This is a genomic window from Acidobacteriota bacterium, assembly GCA_020845575.1.
In the GTDB taxonomy this organism is placed as follows: domain Bacteria; phylum Acidobacteriota; class Vicinamibacteria; order Vicinamibacterales; family Vicinamibacteraceae; genus Luteitalea.
Map to the genome: position 1 here is coordinate 119,641 of JADLFL010000016.1, position 14,523 is coordinate 134,163.

At 68.2% G+C, this 14,523-nt stretch carries 12 protein-coding genes; 8 read left to right on the forward strand and 4 right to left on the reverse strand.

The genetic code is table 11. From position 1 onward, the window contains the following. Window position 1: 1 nt before the first annotated feature. Both IT182_04830 and IT182_04835 read right to left on the reverse strand, forming a co-directional pair. Window positions 2-1,714: a glutamine--tRNA ligase/YqeY domain fusion protein gene (locus IT182_04830; GenBank protein MCC6162655.1), complete on the reverse strand. Its 1,713-nt coding sequence runs from the start codon at window positions 1,712-1,714 to the stop codon at window positions 2-4. Between the two features lie 131 nt (window positions 1,715-1,845). Beyond that, a complete protein-coding gene (locus tag IT182_04835) occupies window positions 1,846-2,364 on the reverse strand; it encodes a universal stress protein (protein MCC6162656.1) in 519 nt (172 codons plus the stop codon). A 233-nt stretch (window positions 2,365-2,597) separates the two neighbouring features. On the opposite strand from IT182_04835, the gene IT182_04840 reads away from it, so the two are divergent. Then, window positions 2,598-3,605: an ROK family protein gene (locus IT182_04840; protein ID MCC6162657.1), complete on the forward strand. Its 1,008-nt coding sequence runs from the start codon at window positions 2,598-2,600 to the stop codon at window positions 3,603-3,605. Window positions 3,606-3,609: 4 nt separating this feature from the next. On the opposite strand, the gene IT182_04845 is transcribed toward IT182_04840, so the two are convergent. Then, a complete protein-coding gene (locus IT182_04845; protein ID MCC6162658.1) occupies window positions 3,610-4,752 on the reverse strand; it encodes a DUF5009 domain-containing protein in 1,143 nt (380 codons plus the stop codon). Between the two features lie 126 nt (window positions 4,753-4,878). Between IT182_04845 and IT182_04850 the strand changes: the two genes are divergently transcribed. After that, complete coding sequence (locus IT182_04850; GenBank protein ID MCC6162659.1) at window positions 4,879-6,072, forward strand: Gfo/Idh/MocA family oxidoreductase; 1,194 nt, start codon at window positions 4,879-4,881, stop codon at window positions 6,070-6,072. Here IT182_04850 and IT182_04855 read toward each other — a convergent pair. Further along, window positions 6,065-7,237 (reverse strand): S8 family serine peptidase, encoded by a 1,173-nt coding sequence (locus IT182_04855; GenBank protein MCC6162660.1) that lies wholly within the window; start codon window positions 7,235-7,237, stop codon window positions 6,065-6,067. The genes IT182_04850 and IT182_04855 overlap by 8 nt on opposite strands. Window positions 7,238-7,648: 411 nt before the next feature. Here IT182_04855 and IT182_04860 point away from each other — a divergent pair, with 411 nt between their 5' ends. The 6 genes from IT182_04860 (at window position 7,649) to IT182_04885 (ending at window position 14,486) form a co-directional block, all read left to right on the forward strand. Continuing rightward, window positions 7,649-8,110: a VOC family protein gene (locus IT182_04860; protein MCC6162661.1), complete on the forward strand. Its 462-nt coding sequence runs from the start codon at window positions 7,649-7,651 to the stop codon at window positions 8,108-8,110. Beyond that, window positions 8,103-9,440, forward strand: coding sequence for a hypothetical protein (locus IT182_04865; GenBank protein MCC6162662.1), 1,338 nt, complete (start codon window positions 8,103-8,105; stop codon window positions 9,438-9,440). Before IT182_04860 ends, IT182_04865 begins: the two co-directional genes overlap by 8 nt. Continuing rightward, window positions 9,437-11,518: a methylmalonyl-CoA mutase gene (gene scpA / locus IT182_04870; GenBank protein MCC6162663.1), complete on the forward strand. Its 2,082-nt coding sequence runs from the start codon at window positions 9,437-9,439 to the stop codon at window positions 11,516-11,518. Before IT182_04865 ends, scpA begins: the two co-directional genes overlap by 4 nt. Then, a complete protein-coding gene (gene meaB, locus IT182_04875) occupies window positions 11,518-12,537 on the forward strand; it encodes a methylmalonyl Co-A mutase-associated GTPase MeaB (GenBank protein ID MCC6162664.1) in 1,020 nt (339 codons plus the stop codon). Before scpA ends, meaB begins: the two co-directional genes overlap by 1 nt. A 106-nt stretch (window positions 12,538-12,643) precedes the next feature. Next, window positions 12,644-13,681 carry a Gfo/Idh/MocA family oxidoreductase gene (locus tag IT182_04880; protein MCC6162665.1) on the forward strand — a complete coding sequence of 346 codons (1,038 nt, stop codon included), beginning with the start codon at window positions 12,644-12,646 and terminating at the stop codon, window positions 13,679-13,681. A 4-nt stretch (window positions 13,682-13,685) separates the two neighbouring features. Next, entirely contained in the window at window positions 13,686-14,486 is an 801-nt protein-coding gene (locus IT182_04885; protein ID MCC6162666.1) for a PIG-L family deacetylase, read from the forward strand. The last annotated feature ends 37 nt before the right edge of the window (window positions 14,487-14,523 follow it).

The following is a 14,523-nucleotide window of genomic DNA, read 5'->3' on the forward strand; positions in this document are numbered from 1 at the left end:
CTCAGCCTGACTGAGCTTTCTCGATCCGGGCCCACGAATCGCGCAGCGTGACGGTGCGGTTGAACACCGGCCGCTCGGCCGTCCCATCGGGATCGGCGCAGAAGTACCCCAATCGTTCGAACTGACAGGTGACGCCCGCCGGCGCCGACGCAAGCGACGGCTCCACCAGCGCATCGGGCACCACGATCAGCGCGTCGGGGTTCATCGCCTCGGTGAAGTGACGGCTGTCGTCGGTGCCCGGCTGTTCCGTGGTGAAGAGTCGGTCGTAGAGCCGGACTTCGGCTCGCACGGCGTGCGGGGCGGACACCCAGTGGAGCGTGCCTTTCACGCGCCGCTCTCCCGACGTCGAACCGCCTCGCGTGTCGGGGTCGTACGTACAGCGCAGTTCGACGATCTCACCGGCCGCGTCCTTCACCACCGACTCGCAGCGGATGATGTAGGCGTAGCGCAGGCGCACCTCGTTGCCGGGATAGAGACGGAAGAACTTGCGCGGCGGGACTTCGCGGAAGTCGTCCTGCTCGATGTAGAGCTCCTTCGTGAACGGCACCTGACGCGTGCCTGCCGACGCGTCCTCGGGGTTGTTGACGGCCTCGAGCATCTCGACCTGCCCGTCAGGATAGTTCTCGATGACCACCTTGAGCGGACGGAGCACGGCCATCGCCCGCGGTGCGATGCCGTTCAGGTCTTCGCGCACGCTGTGTTCGAGCAGCGCCACGTCGATGAGGCTCTCGTTCTTGGCCACGCCGATGCGGGCGCAGAACTCGCGAATGGCCCGGGGCGTGTAGCCGCGCCGGCGCATCCCCGAGATCGTCGGCATGCGCGGATCGTCCCATCCCGAGACGAAGTGCTTCTCCACGAGTTCGAGCAGCTTCCGCTTGCTCATCACCGTGTAGGTGAGGTTCAGGCGCGCGAACTCGATTTGCTGCGGCGTACCGGGCAGGCCGGGGAACTGCTCGATGATCCAGTTGTACAGCGGCCGGTGATCCTCGAACTCCAGCGTGCACAGCGAGTGCGTGATGCCCTCGAAGGCGTCCGACAACGCGTGCGCGAAGTCGTACATCGGATAGATCGGCCAGGCATCGCCGGTGCGGTGATGATGCGCGTGGCGGATCCGGAACAGCGTGGGGTCGCGCATGTTCATGTTGGGCGACGCCATGTCGATGCGCGCGCGCAGCACGTGCGTGCCGTCGGGGAACTCGCCCTGCCGCATGCGCGTGAAGAGCGACAGGTTCTCCTCGACCGGTCGATCGCGATACGGCGAGTTCCGTCCGGGCTGCGTGAGCGTGCCGCGATACGTGCGGATCTCGTCGGCGGTGAGGCTGTCCACGTAGGCCAGGTTGCGCTCGATGAGCGCGACAGCGCATGCGTAGATCCGCTCGAAGTAGTCCGATGCGTAGAACTCGCGCTCGCCCCAGTCGAACCCGAGCCAGCGGACGTCCTCACGAATCGAGTCGACGTACTCGACGTCTTCCTTCGTGGGATTCGTGTCGTCGAGGCGCAGGTTGCACGCGCCGCCGAAATCGGCCGCCACGCCGAAGTTCAGGCAGATCGACTTGGCGTGCCCGATGTGCAGGTAGCCATTGGGCTCCGGCGGGAAGCGCGTATGCACCTGGCCGCCATGCCGGCCTGCCCTGACGTCCTCGGTGATGATCTGCCTGATGAAATCGAGCGGTGCGGCCGGAACGGCGCTGGCGGGCGTAGATGCGTCGGACATGCGGGACGACAGTTTACCGCGCCGGCAACCGGTTACCGCGCCGGCAACCGGCAATCGGCAACCGGCAACCGGTCACACGGCAGATGCGGTGGCCCTACCGGTTGCCCGTTGCCCGTTGCCCGTTGCCGGATTCACGCTTCCGCGATGCTGCCCTCGTCCTGCTCCGACGCCGCCACCCAATCGGGGGACGTCGCGCGCAGCGTGTGGTGCGGAACGGTCATCACGGGGCAGGGCGCCATGCGGACGACGCGGTCCGCAACGCTGCCGAGGACCAGCCGCCGCACCGGACCGTAGCCGTGCGAGCCCACGACGATGAGATCGGCGCTGTGCGTGGCCGCGTACTGGGCGATCTCACGCGCCGCGGGGAGGCCCGCCACGACCACGCGCGTGACGTGCGCGAGGCCGGTCGTGGCCGCCTCCGTCCGGTTCGCCAGCATGCGCTCGGCTTCCGCCATGCTCTCCTCTTGCAGAGCAGAGAAGTCGAGCCCCGGCGCTTCAACGCTCCAGGCCTGCTGCCTGGCATCGGGAATCACGTGCAGCACGTGCAGACGGCTGCCGTGAAACCTCACCAGATCGCACGCCACGCGCAACGCATCGTCTGACGTATCACTGAAGTCGACGGCGGCGACGATGGTGTTGAAGACCGACATGGGCACCTCCTGGACGGCCGGGATGAACCCGACACCCGCGGCTGTCGAATCGATGTGCAAGGAGAGTGCCGCGCCGCTCGGCAGCGTGCATCGGGATCTTTGCGTCCCATCGCCCGGCGCCGTGCGACTGGTGTGCATTTCCTCGCAACACGAGGGGAATTTTCTCCTCTCGGGCGGGCAGCGGGCCCCGGTTGCCCGTTGCCGGTTGCCTGTTGCCGGACTACATTGTCCGCATGCAGCTCATCGCGGGCATCGATCTCGGCGGCACGGCCGTCAACTACACGCTCATCGACCTCGACGGCCGGTTCCTCATCGAGGACCTCTGCGAGCATCCGGCACGCAGCGTCGAGGGGCCTGACGTCTGCCTCCAGCAGATCGTCGACGGTCTCGCAATCGCGGCAGGGAAGGCGGGCGTGGCCGCGGACGACATCATCGCCGTCGGCCTCGACACGCCGGGACCCGCGAGTGCGACCGGCGTGCTGAGCGCGAAGGGCTCCACCAACTTCGTCCATCCGGAATGGGCGGGCTTCGACCTGCCCGGCAACCTGACGCGACTTCTGAAGCGACCCGTCAGTTATCTCAACGACGGTAATGCCGGGGCGCTGTGGGGGCACTTCAACATCTTCGGCCGCGCGCCGGCCACGTCGGTCTCCGCCATCGTCGGCACCGGTCTCGGCGGTGGGGTCATCGTCGACGGGCGGGTGGTCACCGGACGTGCGGGATTCGGTGGCGAGTGCGGCCACGTGCTGATCCCCACGCAGCGCATCGCCGGACTCGAGACAGTGGACCCGCACTGCAACTGCGGGCGCATCGGCGATCTCGAATCCGTGTGCTCGCTCACCGCCATACGCAACACGTTGCTGCCGGCGTTCCTGGCGAAGTATCCGGGCCATGAACTGGCGTCGCTCGACGTGCGTGACGCCGCGAAGAAGGTGCGTGGCCTGGCCGAGCGCGGCGACGCGATGTGCCTCGACATCTTCCGCGCGCAGGCGCACGCTCTCGGACTCTTCTTCGATCAGATGGTGAACGTCTTCGACCCCGACGCGCTCATCGTCGGCGGTGGGGCGATCGAGGCCTCGCCCGAGTTCCAGGCGTGGTTCCTCTCGGAGATCCGTGCGGGCATGCCCGTGCAACGCGAGGAGCAGGCGGACATCCCGCTCCGCATCATGCCCAACGGCGACACCGCCGGCGCGCGCGGCGCCGCAATCGAAGCGTTGCGGCTGGTATCGGCGCGCGGTTGACGCTTCAGATCTTCAGGAACAGCTTGCGCTGGTACATCCAGTAGAGCGTGAGCCAGTACACCGCCAGCACCGCCACGCCTTCCACGAACGGGGCGGGGCCTGTGCCGAACGTCTCGAAGATGCCCTGACCGAGGTGCGTCCTGAACGACGAGGCGATGAAGCGTTCCCACAGGTGCGCGATCACGTACGCGGCGATCGAATTCAGGCCGATCACCACCAGCGGGAACGCCCATCGCCGCCAGCCCCTGACGTCGATCACCCAGGAGAAGCCCGCGAGCAGCAGGAAGCAGAGCCCGCCGCTGAACAGCGTCCACGCGGGCGTCCAGATGCGCTTCACGATCGGGTTGATACCGATGACGTGCAGCAGGACGCCGGCTGCCACCAGCGCCGCGCCTGTCACCAGCAGCCAGCGCAATGGCACGCGCGGTGACGCCGCCCGCAGTTCGCGTCCCGCCAGCAGCCCGAGGATCATCGTCCCCAGCGTGGGGATGAAACGGAGCGTGAGGTAGCCGCCGCGGTTCGCGATGAGGGGTTGCTCGCGCGGGAACAGGTTCAGGAACCATGTGTCGAAGGCATGACCCGCGTTGGCGTTCTTGTTCCAGTGCGCCATGAAGCCGGAGTAGTGGTGCGCCCAGTCCGCGGGCACGCCGACAGACGCGAAGTCGTACGACGGTCCGGCCACCGGATAGAGCGCCCACAGCAGCCAGTAGCCGCCGAGGACGACTCCGAGCGCGATCCAGATCCGCCGCGTGGACTGCGTGGCCAGCAGGAACAGGAACGGATAGCCAAGGCCGATCTGCGACAGCGTGTCCTCGAAGGTGAAGTTGGTCTGCTGCCGCCCGACCGATCGCAGGAAGACGCCAAGCGCGACGAGGATGAGCGACCGCCAGACTGCGTGCGTGAACGCTTTCGCGAATCCGTCGGTGGCGACGCGACGCGAGAAGGAGTACGCCAGCGCCACGCCCACGAGCAGCGAGAAGGAGGGCTGGATCAGGTCGTGCAGCGAGGCGCCCGCCCAGGCGACGTGCGATTGGTGGTACGCGAGGACGCCAATCGCCCAGCTTCCGGGATACGCCGCGGCCACCTGCGCGAGCCGCAGGACCTCCGCCATCATCAGGAACATCACGAAGCCGCGATAGGCGTCCACGGCGACGTTGCGCACGGTCGGCGTGGTGGTGCCAGCGGCGGGGGGCAGGTCGGCGGCGGCCTCGGACATGGCGCAAGCGTAGTCCAGGTGGATGCGCCGCGGCGCAGGTCAGTTACGCTATGTCACATGCGGCACCACACCGTGACGATGCTCGGGGCTGGCCTGATCGGCGAGTTCTACACGCGGACGCTGCACGCGCAGCGGAGCCGCGATCGCGTGGGTGTCATCTACTCGCGCCAGCCGTCGCGCGCGGCGGAGGTCGCGCGGCGGTGGAACATCCCGCACGCCGTCACCGACATGCGCAAGGCCATCGAGCATCCTGACACGTCGGTGGTGATCGTCGCGCTCCCGAATCACCTCCACGAGGAAGCCGTGACGATGGCGGCGCAGGCGGGCAAGGCGGTGCTGTGTACCAAGCCGCTCGGCCGCACCGCGGAGGAAGCGTGGCGCATGCTCCGCACCGTCGAACAGGCAGGCGTGTTCGCCGGATACCTCGAGGATCTCTGTTACACGCCGAAGACGCTCAAGGCCATTGCGTCAGTGCAGGAAGGCGCGGTAGGGGACGTCACGTGGGTGCGCGCACGTGAGGCACATCCCGGTCCGCACGCCGCGTGGTTCTGGGATCATCGGCTCACGGGTGGCGGCGCGATCATCGACCTCGGCTGCCACTGCATCGAGATCATCCGCAGCTTCGTCGGCAAGGGGAACAGGCCGATCGAGGTGATGTGCTGGGCCGACACGCTGGTACACCCCGTCGAGGCCGAAGACAACGCGATCGCGCTGGTGCGGTTCGAGTCGGGTGCGATGGGACAGTTCGAGGTGAGCTGGACGTTCCGCGGAGGCATGGACCTGCGCGACGAGATCGCCGGCACGCGCGGCACGATCTGGCTGAATCACTTCCTGCGCACCGGCTACGAGATGTTCACCGCCGCGCGCCGGCAGGGGTACATCGCCGAGAAGGCCGAGAGTGCCGACGGCTGGTTGTTCCCCGTGGGCGACGAGGTCTCCGAGCTCGGGTACGTCGACATGTTCACGGACATGTTCAACGCGCTCGAAGCCGGCAAGCCGCCGCGCGAGACGTTCTACGACGGCGTGGTGGTCAACGCGGTGATGGACGCCGCGTACAAGTCGGCCCGCAGCCGTCAGTGGACGCCCATCGACATTCCCGAATGGCGCGGGAGCGGCTCCGGCAGGATCGACGTCGCGCCCGAGATGTTCGAAGGGCAGTTCGTCATCAAGCGCGAAGTGCTGCCCGATGGCCGCGCCAGGCTCATCCTGCGCAACCCGGCCACCGGGGACTTCTCCGAACGAATCAGATAGGGCACTGCACCATGCCGCTGCCGACGTCGGCCACGTCGAAGGCGCCGGTGATGTCGTTGCGCACGCCGGACGCGATGAGCCGCGCCGTGAGTTGCGCGCCCGTCACGTCGCCGTCGGCGGCGAGCCGCTGCATCCACAACGCCGCCACGCCGGCCACGTGCGGGGTGGCCATGCTCGTGCCGCTCATTGCGACGAGCCCGCCCGTGTGCCGCGCCGACAGCACGCCCACGCCGGGACCCGAGACGAGCACGTTCGTGTTGCTGAACGGTGCCACGCGGAACTTGCTGCCCTGGAGTCCGAGTGCGGCCACCGAGATCAGGCCCTCCGACACGGCGGGTGGACTGCAGGCGATCTCGAAGTCGGCGTTCTCGCTGCGTCGGCTCTCGTTCCCCGCGGCAGCGATGATGATGGTGGTCTGGCCGAACGGTTCCTGCGCCTTGACGACCGATGCCAGCCGCTCGAACAGCAGCACGTTCTGCCGATAGCCCTCCAGCGCCATCGTCGTCGCGAGATCGGCCGGCACGTTCTGCTCGTTGATCAGGTAGTCGACGAAGCCGGGGAAGTCGATGCCGAGCGACATCGAGATCACGTTGGCGCCTTCCTCGACCGCCCAGTTGATCGCCTTCAGGATGGCGTCGCTGCCGCCGCCGCCCTGGTCGCCGAGCACCTTGCCGATGAGCGCCTTCTTCACGTTGCGCGCGATGCCGATGCGCGTGCCGTTCACGTCCTGCCCGAAGATCGTCCCCGCGCAGTGCGTCCCGTGGCCGTGCGTGTCGCCGTTGCCCTCGCCGGTGAAGTCCTCTTCCTGGACGTCGACGCCGGCAAACGCGGGATGACCGGCCGCGATGCCCGTGTCGAGGACGGCGACCACCACGTCGCTCCCGTCGAAAGGCGAGACGTCGGCCTTGACGGCAGAAATGCCCCACGCGGTTGTCGCGGCCGCCTGCGCGTCATCGTCCGCCTGAGGCACCGGTGCGATGAGACGCATCGGGATGACAGGCGCCACGGCCTTGACGCCTTTCTTGGCAGCCACGGCCCGGCTCGACCGCCGGTCCAGTTCGTCGATCTCGACCTTGACGGTCTCCGCGCCAGCAGACGCCGCACCAGCTCCGGATCCCCGTCGTCGCGTCGAGGATTCACGCAGGATGACGTACTTCTCCTTCATGGATCGGCCCTCCCGGCGCCCTCGCGCCGCATCGTGTGTCCGTGTGCTCAGTGAAACGCTGGACGCATCACGAGCGCACACGGCCCCGTCGCCCGCCTGCGCCTCACACTCTCCACGCCTGGAGGCACGATCCGTTTGTGAACCGGCGGTCGTGCGGTCGGGCCCGGAGGACCGACCCTACCTGTTGCCGCAGAGAGTGTGGGCCGACCGTGCTGCCACAGAGGGTAGGGCCGGCTCTCCGAGCCCGGCCCGTGGTGGTGTCGCTGCTGCCACGGTGTCGCTGCCGGACCTTGTCCGGCGGCCAGTGATTCCCGCCCGCCTGATGAAATCCGGGGGCTCCACCGTTCGCGAGGGACTGGTTGCCGGTTGCCGATTGCCCGTTGCCGGTCCGTTTGTGTTCTGATCCGGGACGTGTCGACCGACGTTCCGGGGTTCGTGTGCGTGGATCACGTGGCGGTGGCCGTGCCGCCGGGTGAGCTGGAGGCCCACGTGCGGCTGTACGCGGCGCTCGGGTTTGCCGAGATCCATCGCGAGGACGTTCGTGGCACCGATCAGGTCCGCGAGGTGCTGCTGCGCATGGGCGACGGGCCCAACTGCGTGCAACTGCTCGAGCCGTTGTCGCCGGACTCGCCAGTGGCGCGGCAACTGGAGAAGCAGGGCCGCAGGCCCGGCATCGCGCACCTTGCGTTCCGCGTCCACGACATCCACGCGGCCTTCGACGCCATGACGGCCGACGGCTTCCGCATCATCGACGCCGCGCCGCGGCGGGGATCGCGCGGCACGACCGTCTTCTTCGTCCATCCGAAGTCCACCGACGCGACGGCGCTCGGCTACCTCCTCGAAGTCGTGCAGGAAGGCACCAGCCATGCGTGAGCGCGGCGCGCCGCTCGACGGCCCACTCGATCTGCGCGACTGGTTCCCTCCGGTGGAGACGGCGGACTGGCTGGCCGTCATCGAACGAGACCTGAAAGGGGCGGATTACGAGTCACGGCTGGTCTGGCAGACCGACGAGGGAATCGCCGTCCAGCCGTTCCATCGCGCCGGCGGCAGTCCGGCTGTTGCGCCCGCTCTCGGGCGGAGCACGACGACACCGCCGATCAGCGCAGAGACGCCGCCCGACGCCATCCGTGGCGATCTGCTGCACGATGCCGGCGCCGACGCCGTGCAGGAACTGGCCTGGTCGCTGGCCGACCTCGTCGAACGCCTCCATCGCGCACGCACCGCCGGCACGCCGTTCGACGTTGCCGCCGGCGGCATCACGCTCGCCTTCGGGATCGGATCGGCGTACTTCGTCGAGATCGCCAAGCTCCGCGCCGCGCGTCTGCTGTGGGCCAACGTCGTGGCTGCGTTCGTCGGAGAGGATGCGGTACCGCCCGTGCGGATTCACGCACGCACGTCGCGCACGAATACCGGCGTGTACGACACGCCCCCCAATCTCCTGCGCGTCACCACCGAAGCGATGGCGGCCGTCATCGGCGGCGCAGACGGTCTGGAGGTCGAGGCGCACGGCTTCGCGCCGCACCTGGCAGACAACGTGCCGCGCATCCTCATCGAAGAGGCGCACCTTGCCGCGGCGCCCGATGCGGCCGCCGGCTCGTGGTTCATCGAGTGGCTCACGGACGTGCTTGCGCGGAAGGCCTGGGCGCACTTCCAGACCATCGAGTCGGCTGGTGGTTACACGACAGCCGTCGAGGCAGGGATGCTCTCGTGCGAGGTGCAGGCGACGCGAGACGCGCGCATACGTGCCGTCGCGACGAGGCGCCGCACGCTCGTCGGCGTGAACGACTACCCGGATCTGACGCCATCGGGCCTGCCGCGCCGTAGTGCCGAAAGCGCGAAAGCGGGCCGGTGCCCGGTGCCCGATGCCCGGTGCCCGGCAGAAGATGCCCTTGAACCTCTGAGACTCGCTGCGCCGTTCGAGGCGATTCGTGCGCGGACGGAACGGCACGCCGCGTCGACGGGACGCACGCCTGTCGTTCACCTGCTCACGCGCATAGGCGACAGGCGGAGTCGAGCGCGGGCTGTCTTCTATCTCAACCTGTTGGGCTGCGCGGGCATGGCCATCACGCAGGGCGATGCACTGCCTGAGCGCGCGGACCTCGTCATCCTGTGTTCGGTCGACACCGATGTGCATCTCGACATGCCGCTCGATGCTGTGACAACGCTGACCGCCTGGCAGGACCGCCTGGGGATGGCGCCGTGACGCGTCCCGACTTCTCGACGATCGTGTATCGCGCCGATCTCGGTGGACGCGCATCGACGGCTGCCGCGACGCTGACGCCTGTCGAGCATCTCGACTACGCCGCAGGACTGCCACCGTTCCTCCGCGGCCCGTACGCGACGATGTACGCGCTCCAGCCGTGGACCATCCGCCAGTACGCGGGCTTCTCGACGGCGGAGGACTCGAACGCCTTCTATCGACGCAATCTGGCGGCGGGGCAGAAGGGCCTGTCGGTCGCGTTCGATCTCGCCACGCATCGCGGGTACGACTCCGACAACCCGCGCGTGATCGGCGACGTCGGCAAGGCGGGCGTCGCCATCGACACCGTCGAGGACATGAGGATCCTCTTCGACGGCATCCCGCTCGACGAGATGTCCGTGTCCATGACCATGAACGGGGCCGTCCTCCCGATCATGGCCTTCTACATCGTCGCCGCCGAAGAGCAGGGCGTGTCGCCCTCGCGGCTCTCGGGGACGATCCAGAACGACATCCTCAAGGAGTTCATGGTCCGCAATACCTACATCTACGGCCCGGAGGCCTCGATGCGGATCGTGGGCGACATCTTCAGGTACTGCGCGCAGCACATGCCGCAGTTCAACCCGATCTCTATCAGCGGCTACCACATGCAGGAGGCCGGCGCGACAGCGGATCTGGAGCTGGCGTACACGCTGGCCGACGGCCTCGAGTACCTGCGCGTGGGGATCGACGCGGGACTCGACATCGACGCATTCGCTCCGCGACTCAGCTTCTTCTGGGCGATCGGCATGGACCACTTCACGGAGATCGCCAAGCTGCGCGCGGCGCGCGTGCTGTGGGCGCGGATCGTGAAGAGCTTCGGGCCGAAGGATCCGCGATCGATGGCGCTGCGTGCGCACGCGCAGACGTCTGGTTGGAGCCTCACCGCGCAGGACGTGTTCAACAACGTCACGCGCACCTGCGTGGAGGCGATGGCGGCGGTGCTCGGCCACACGCAGTCGCTGCACACCAACGCGTACGACGAGGCGCTGGCGTTGCCGACGGACGCGTCGGCGCGCGTCGCACGCAATACGCAGATCTATCTCCAGAAGGAGACGGGCATCACGCACGTCGTCGATCCGTGGGCGGGCAGCCACGTCGTGGAAGGACTCACGCACGAGTTGATGCACGCCGCGTGGGCGCACATCCGGGAAGTCGAGCGTCTGGGCGGGATGGCCAGGGCCATCGAGAGCGGCCTGCCGAAGCGCCGCATCGAGGAAGCGGCGGCTCGTCGTCAGGCACGCATCGACAGCGGGCGCGAAACGATCGTCGGAGTCAATCGCTACACGCGCGACGATGATGCGCCGGTGGACGTGCTGGAGGTGGACAACCACGCCGTGCGAGAGGCGCAGGTTCGGCGCCTCGCGGCCGTGCGTGCCGGGCGAGATGCGGACGCCGTCAACCGCGCACTCGACGCGCTGACGCAGGCCGCGGAGGCGCGTACGGGCAACCTGCTGGCCCTCGCCGTCGACGCGGCACGTGCGCGTGCGTCGCTCGGCGAGATCTCGGGCGCGCTGGAACGGGTGTTCGGCAGGTATCAGGCCGTCGGCCGTACGATATCCGGCGTGTATTCGGCCGAGAGCGCTGACGATCCCGAGTTCCAGCGAGCCAGGACCATGGCCGCACACTTCGAGCGGACGGAAGGTCGTCGCCCGCGCCTGCTCGTGGCCAAGCTCGGACAGGACGGCCACGATCGGGGCGCGAAAGTGATCGCAACGGCGTTTGCCGACGTCGGCTTCGACGTGGACGTGGGGCCGCTCTTTCAGACGCCGCAGGAAGCCGCGCGCATGGCCGTGGAGAACGACGTCCACGTGCTGGGCGTGTCGAGTCTCGCCGGTGGACACAAGACGCTCGTGCCAGACGCGATCGCGGAACTTGCGCGATTCGGTCGCCCGGACATCCTCGTCGTGGTCGGTGGCGTCGTGCCGCCGCAGGATCGCCCCGCGTTGATCGACGCAGGTGTCACGGCGGTGTTCGGTCCGGGCAGTGCGATTCCCGTGTGCGCGCAGGAGATCCTCGGCGCGCTCACGCGGGCGCGAGGGTGATGACCACGCGGCGCCTGCCCGTGGACGTGTACGTCGCCGGCGTGATCGGCGGCGACCGCACGATCCTCGCGCGAGCCATCACGCTGATCGAGAGTGAGCACCCCGACGATGCGGATGCTGCGGCGGCGGTGCTGGACGGCGTTCTGCCGCACGCGGGGCGATCGCGGCGTGTGGGCGTGAGCGGCGTGCCTGGCGTTGGCAAGAGCACGTTCATCGACGCGCTCGGCATGCACCTGGTCGACGCGCGCGACGCGCGCGTGGCCGTGCTCAGCGTCGATCCATCGAGCCCCGTATCGGGCGGCAGCATCCTCGGTGACAAGACGCGCATGGAGCGCCTGGCGCTGCACGAGCGCGCGTACATCAGGCCGTCGCCCTCGCGCGGACATCTCGGCGGCGTCGCGCGTCGCACGCGTGAGACGATCGTCCTGTGCGAAGCGGCCGGGTTCGACACCATCCTGGTCGAGACCGTGGGGGTGGGGCAGTCCGAGACGGCCGTCCGATCGATGGTCGACTTCTTCCTGCTGCTCCTTCTGCCCGGGGCGGGAGACGAGTTGCAGGGCATCAAGCGCGGGATCGTCGAGATGGCCGATGCCGTCGCGATCAACAAGGCCGACGGCGAGAACACCGCGCGAGCCGAGACCGCGCGTGCGGCGTACAAGGCAGCGCTGCACCTGTTCCCGGCGTCCACCGACGGATGGCAGCCTCCAGTCGTCACGTGTTCGGCGACGACAGGCACGGGCGTGCCGGCGGTCTGGGACATCGTCATGCGGCACGAGTCGCAGATGCGGGCGCGCGGCGGGTTCGAGACGCGTCGCCAGGAGCAGGCGCTCGCATGGATGCGTGCGCTCGTCGCGGAGGGGATCGAGGCACGGCTGCGCGCCGACGCGCGTGTGTCGGAGAAGTGGCCGGCTCTCGAAGCAGCCGTGCGAGAGTCGCGCACCACCCCATTTGCCGCCGCCCGCGAGCTGCTGGCGCATCTGGATCCGGCAACCGGCAACCGGCAAGCCGGCAACCGGTAGGCCGGAGACGGGACACAACGACGGACATTCCTGGCATCGCAGCATTACCGTAGGCCGACCCTACCGTGTTGTAGTCTGTACCCCGCAACGGGAGCGACACGAGACAATGAGCGAGTTGAGAATCGGGATCGTCGGGCTCGGCTGGGTCGCGGGCGCGCACATCGAAACGTTCAAACACGTGACAGGGGCTCGGGTCACCGCCGTCTGCTCGCGCCGCGTGCAGGAACCCGCGGCGCTGGAGGCGCGGTACGGTATCCCGCTGAAGGCCTACCAGGACTACGCGGGAATGCTCGCCGATCCCGACATCGACGCGATCGACATCTGCACGCCGCATCCCTATCACGCCGAACAGGCAATCGCGGCGGCCAACGCCGGCAAGCACCTCATCATCGAGAAGCCCATCGCGCTGTCGTGGGCCGACGCCGTGCGCGTGCGCGATGCCATCCGCGCCAACGGCGTGCAGGCGATGGTGTGTGTCGAGGTGCGCTACAGCGCGCAGTTCACGTTGACGCGCGCGATCGTCGAGCAGGGGTTGCTCGGCGACCTGCACTACGGCGAGGTGGACTACTACCACGGCATCGGCCCCTGGTACGGGCAGTACGGCTGGAACATCAAGAAGGACATGGGCGCGTCGAGCCTGCTCACCGCCGGCTGCCACGCGATGGACATCCTGCTGATGCTGATGCAGGCGCCCGTCCTCGAAGTGACGGCGCTCGGGACCAACTCGCGCAGCGAACACTTCTCGCCGTACGAATACCCGACCACCACGGTGAGCCTGCTGCGGTTCGCCGACGGCCGCGTCGGCAAGGTCACGTCCTGCATCGACTGCCTCCAGCCGTACTACTTCCATACGCACCTGGTGGGCAGCCACGGGACGCTGCTCGACACGAAGCTGTACACGGATCGACTGCCGGGCATGATCAAGACCGAGTGGTCGCAGTTGGCCACGCACCCCATCGATTCGGGCGACGTGAAGGATCATCCGTACCAGCCACAGTTCCAGGCCTTCGTCGACGCGACGGCCGCCGGCGTGCCCATGCCGCTCACCGACTTCGACACAGCGATCGAGAGCCATCGCGTGGCATACGCGGCAGACCTCTCGGTGGCGCGTCGCGAGACAGTGAAACTCTCGGAACTGGCATAGGACCATGCCGCGCGTGCTGGCGCTGATGGCGCACCCCGACGACATCGAGATCACGTGCGCCGGCACGCTCATCCTGTTGAAGGACGCCGGATGGGACGTCCACATGGCGACGATGACGGCGGGGGATCTCGGGTCGTCGACATTGCCGGCGGCGGCAATCGCGCGCATTCGCAGGAAGGAAGCCGCGGCATCCGCGCGCCTGCTGGGAGCGGGCTATACGTGCCTCGGCATTCGCGACCTCACGATCGCGCACACCGAGCGGCAGAAGCGGATCGTGACCGGTCTGCTGCGCGCGGTGCGGCCAGACGTGCTGATCACGCATCCGCCCGTGGACTACATGGCCGACCACGAGCAGACGTCGTATCTCGCGCGCGATGCGGCGTTCGGCTCAACGATTCCGAACTGGAAGGCGCTGCCGCCGATTGGCGTGCGCGCGCCTCGTCGTCCAGCGCCGCCGTGCGACGCGCTCCCGGCGCTGCTCTTCGCCGACCCCATCGACCTGGCCACGCCGACGGGCGCGCGCGCCGCAGCGACGCATGTCGTCGACATCTCACCGGTGATCGAGCGCAAGGCCGCGATGCTCGCCGCGCACGCGTCGCAGCGCGCGTGGCTGCACGAGCAACACGGCGAGGACGAGTACCTCCACTGGATGCGCCGCGTCGCAGTCGAGCGCGCCCGCGACATCCGCCGCAGGTCAGTCACCCACGCCGAAGGATTCGTCCCCTACCTCGGCCACGCGTTCCCCAGGCACGACGTCCTCACGAAGGCGTTGGGCCGCAAGGTGGTACGGAGCGCAATGCCGTGAACGCCGCGATGCCGGGAATGCCATGAACCCGGTGTCC

What these genes read in the sequence shown, in the direction of transcription:
- IT182_04830 (MCC6162655.1), bottom strand. Translation starts at nt 1,714, where the DNA reads ATGTCCGACGCATCTACGCCCGCCAGCGCCGTTCCGGCCGCACCGCTC.
- IT182_04835 (MCC6162656.1), bottom strand. Translation starts at nt 2,364, where the DNA reads ATGTCGGTCTTCAACACCATCGTCGCCGCCGTCGACTTCAGTGATACG.
- IT182_04840 (MCC6162657.1), top strand. Translation starts at nt 2,598, where the DNA reads ATGCAGCTCATCGCGGGCATCGATCTCGGCGGCACGGCCGTCAACTAC.
- IT182_04850 (MCC6162659.1), top strand. Translation starts at nt 4,879, where the DNA reads ATGCGGCACCACACCGTGACGATGCTCGGGGCTGGCCTGATCGGCGAG.
- IT182_04855 (MCC6162660.1), bottom strand. Translation starts at nt 7,237, where the DNA reads ATGAAGGAGAAGTACGTCATCCTGCGTGAATCCTCGACGCGACGACGG.
- IT182_04865 (MCC6162662.1), top strand. Translation starts at nt 8,103, where the DNA reads ATGCGTGAGCGCGGCGCGCCGCTCGACGGCCCACTCGATCTGCGCGAC.
- meaB (MCC6162664.1), top strand. Translation starts at nt 11,518, where the DNA reads ATGACCACGCGGCGCCTGCCCGTGGACGTGTACGTCGCCGGCGTGATC.
- IT182_04880 (MCC6162665.1), top strand. Translation starts at nt 12,644, where the DNA reads ATGAGCGAGTTGAGAATCGGGATCGTCGGGCTCGGCTGGGTCGCGGGC.
- IT182_04885 (MCC6162666.1), top strand. Translation starts at nt 13,686, where the DNA reads ATGCCGCGCGTGCTGGCGCTGATGGCGCACCCCGACGACATCGAGATC.